4 protein-coding genes are annotated in these 3,757 nt (G+C 48.0%); 3 read left to right on the top strand and 1 reads right to left on the bottom strand.

Going from position 1 to position 3,757, the window contains the following annotated elements; translation table 11 throughout:
- The first annotated feature begins 87 nt into the window (after positions 1-87).
- The 3 genes from thiF to thiC all read left to right on the top strand — a co-directional run bounded on the left by thiF (position 88) and on the right by thiC (position 2,893).
- The gene (thiF, locus tag DOT_RS11320; protein WP_009618433.1) at positions 88-693 is read left to right on the top strand and encodes a sulfur carrier protein ThiS adenylyltransferase ThiF; all 606 of its coding nucleotides are present in this window, start codon (positions 88-90) and stop codon (positions 691-693) included.
- Between the two features lie 242 nt (positions 694-935).
- A complete protein-coding gene (gene thiE, locus DOT_RS11315) occupies positions 936-1,586 on the top strand; it encodes a thiamine phosphate synthase (RefSeq protein WP_009618432.1) in 651 nt (216 codons plus the stop codon).
- A gap of 29 nt (positions 1,587-1,615) precedes the next feature.
- Positions 1,616-2,893: a phosphomethylpyrimidine synthase ThiC gene (gene thiC / locus DOT_RS11310; protein WP_040411922.1), complete on the top strand. Its 1,278-nt coding sequence runs from the start codon at positions 1,616-1,618 to the stop codon at positions 2,891-2,893.
- 142 nt (positions 2,894-3,035) lie between these two features.
- Here the strand turns inward: thiC and DOT_RS11305 are convergent.
- The coding region (locus DOT_RS11305) for a TIGR01777 family oxidoreductase (protein WP_009618429.1) at positions 3,036-3,757 on the bottom strand (722 nt) is incomplete at its 5' end.

The following is a 3,757-nucleotide window of genomic DNA, read 5'->3' as shown; positions in this document are numbered from 1 at the left end:
TGAAGTGGTACAGATGATCCGGACCAAAGGCTATCTGCCTGCTTTTTGCGACTGGGTGAATATGCGGGAAAAGGATGCTGTCGGGCTATGAATCCTTTAATGACCGGCTTAGCCGGGACATTGCCTCCAGAACAATTAGCTAAGGTTCAGCAAACTCCCGTAGGAATCGCTGGTTTAGGGGGCTTGGGCTCCAATGTTGCTTGGCACTTAGTGCGCAGTGGGTTTCTACACCTGGTCCTGGCCGATTTTGACCGCGTAGAGGCCAGCAACCTGAATCGACAAGTCTATTTCCCAGATCAATTAGGACTCTTGAAGACTGAGGCTCTGGCCGAAAACCTATTAAGGATTAACCCTGACTTAGATTTGAAATTATGGCCGGTTCTCGTGACGCCAACCAATGTCCAGACGATATTTGGGCAGTGTCCAATATGGGTAGAGGGTTTTGACCAGACCGCCTCTAAGAAAATGTTCGTGGAAGAAGGGCTGGCGGCTGGGAAAAAAGTCGTTGGTGCATCTGGAATCGCTGGTTGGGGAGACACAGATAGGATTCACACTAAACACTGGAGTTCCGGCTTATCTGTCGTCGGGGATTTCTGTACAGACGTGGCGGAAAACCAACCAGCCCTCTCTCCCCGTGTCGGTGTTGTGGCTGCTAAACAGGCTAACTTAGTCTTGGCCTGGGTACTCAAGTAAAGGGGTACCCTCTGGACCCCCAACTTATACTTTCTGAGTATATAAAGAAAACTTGGCTGGCGCCAAGCACTGACCGAGGATGATCGAGTGTCACTGCAGCCATGACTCGAACAGGACGTTCGAGGTTAGAGCGCCGCCAAGGATGGCAAGGCGCCGTGATGGCGAAAAGGGACCCTTAACCAAGGCGACTGCCTTAGTTGCCTTTATACTTTCGACGAGTAGAACAAAGGAAGCGATTTATTATGCATAAACCTGCAAAAAAGCGCACTCTTCCCGCTGGCCTCTATGCTCTCACTTCTGAGCCCCACTCTCTGGGCCGTAGCAATATTGAAGTGGCTGGTGAGATTTTGACCAGCGGTGTACCGATTCTTCAGTACCGGGAGAAGTCTAAGAAGGTGAGAGTTATGTATGAGGAGTGTCTGATGCTGCGGGCTATGACCCAACAAGCTGGTGCATTGTTCATTATCAATGACTACTTAGATCTGGCTCTTGCCGTGGGCGCTGATGGCGTGCATATTGGGCAAGACGACTTGCCTCTGTCCAAGGTACGTGAGCTCGTTGGACCCGATCTCTTGATTGGAGTTTCCACCCATTCGCCTGCTCAAGCACATCAAGCTGTAAAGGATGGTGCAGATTACATTGGAGTAGGTCCTTTATTTGCCACCCAAACTAAAATCGATGTGTGTGATCCGGTCGGACTGGATTATTTAAACTATGTCGTCAAGAATCTGAAAATCCCCTTTGTCGCCATCGGCGGAATCAAGGAGCACAATCTAGCTGAAGTTGTCAAATCGGGAGCGCAAACCATCGCTCTAGTCACCGAGATTGTAGGTAACCCAGACATTCCGGGCAAGATAAAGAGTTTACAACGTATTATGCAGACACTGACATAAGAGAAGTTTTATAGAAAGAGCGTGATTTGATGAGTACACAAATGGAACAAGCCAAAAATGGAGTCATCACAGCGGCCATGCAAACCGTCGCTGACAAAGAGGGACTGACTGCTGAAGAAATTAGACTCCGGGTGGCGGCAGGAAGTATAGCCATCCCCGCTAACCACAACCACACCTCTTTAAGTCCGGAGGGCGTTGGTCTGGGGCTTAAAACGAAGATTAACGTCAACTTGGGCATCTCTCCGGAGTGTGCTAACATCGATAGTGAGCTGGGTAAAGTACGCATGGCTCTAGATATGAAAGCGGAAGCGATTATGGATCTCAGCAACTATGGTAAAACCGTTGAATTCCGCCATAGGCTCATCGATATGTCCTCAGCCATGATTGGTACAGTTCCCATGTATGATGCCCTAGGCTATTTAGACAAGAAATTAGAAGACATTACACCTAAAGAATTTTTAGCCGTAGTAGAACAGCATGCCCGAGACGGAGTCGATTTTGTCACCATCCACGCTGGCATAAACCGGGAAACCGCCCGACACTTTCAAAAGACCTCCCGGGTCACCAACATTGTCTCTCGGGGCGGGTCCTTACTGTATGCCTGGATGGAATTGACCGGGCAGGAGAACCCTTTTTATGAATATTTTGATGATCTCCTCGATATCTGTGCAAAATACGATGTTACTCTAAGCCTGGGAGATGCCTGCCGACCGGGTAGCATTGCCGATGCTACAGACGGTGCCCAAATCTCCGAATTGATTGTCCTGGGAGAATTAACTCAAAGGGCTTGGCAACGCAATGTTCAAGTCATGATTGAAGGACCAGGCCATGTTCCCTTGAATGAGGTTGTGGCCAATGTCCAGTTAGCTAAAAAGCTTTGCCACGGTGCGCCCTTTTACATTTTGGGACCGTTGGTCACTGACATTGCTCCCGGTTACGATCACATCACCAGCGCAATCGGCGGAGCTCTAGCCGCCTCGGTGGGAGCAGATTTTCTGTGCTATGTGACACCGGCTGAGCACCTTCGATTACCGACTTTAGACGATGTGCGCGAAGGGATCATAGCAGTCAAGATCGCTGCTCATGCCGCGGATATCGCCAAAGGGATACCTGGAGCTGCCGCTTGGGATAGAGAGATGAGTCAAGCCAGACAGGATTTAGATTGGGAGAAAATGTTTGTTCTAGCTTTGGATCGAGAAAAACCGGAGCGCTACCGAAAAGAGTCCGCCCCCGAACATCAGGACAGCTGCACCATGTGCGGGGAAATGTGCTCGATGCGCCTCATGAACCGTGTTATGGACAAATAGGTCTGATTAAATAAAGGAGCAAGTAGCTGGTTGGATCATGATCTTAGCTACTTGCTCTTTTGTCCATCTTAACTCTATGGCACAATGACTTTCAACCTTGATCGTCGATTTGAATTTCACTCCCGGTTGGAAACGATTGAAATTAAACACCGTTCCGGTTCCCCAGAGCATCCTCTAAAGCAGATCTTAACTTTGGAAACCTAAATTCAAAATCAGCACCAAGAATTTTCCTCGGCACAACCCGTTGACCATGTATTAACATTTCTGCCATTTGTCCTAGAGCTATTTTCAATAGCACTTCGGGAACTGGTAACCATGATGGTCTGTTGAGAACTTCCCCCAGAACTTTGCAGAAATCTCTCATTCTTACGGACTCTGGAGCAGACGCATTTACTGGACCATTTACCTCCTCATTTTCAACTATGAACCTTACCATACTCGTCAAATCTTGGATGTGTATCCAGGAAAGCCATTGCATTCCTGTACCCAGTGGACCACCAATATAGAATTTGAATGGCATCAGCATTCTATTCAGTGCGCCTTCAATCCCTAATACTACGCCAATCCGAATAGTTACGACTCTGGTTAAATTGCTTTGAACCTTGTTTGTTTCATTTTCCCACTCTCGGCAAACTTGAGCTAGGAAATCCTGTCCTGCTTCTTCAGATTCAGTTATCTCCTCATCCTGACGGGGACCATAGTATCCAACTGCCGAAGCACTAATTAGAACGTTTGGCCGAATGGTATGATTATTTATGGCAGTAACAATTGCCCCAGTAGTTCTAATTCTACTTGCTAGAATCTCCTGCTTTACTGACTTGGACCATCGATGGTTGCCGATCGACTCACCCGCTAAATTAATCA

Source organism: Desulfosporosinus sp. OT (genome assembly GCF_000224515.1).
In the GTDB taxonomy this organism is placed as follows: Bacteria; Bacillota; Desulfitobacteriia; order Desulfitobacteriales; family Desulfitobacteriaceae; genus Desulfosporosinus.
Note: the sequence above shows the minus strand (reverse complement) of the source record. Positions and strands in the feature narration are given on the sequence as shown.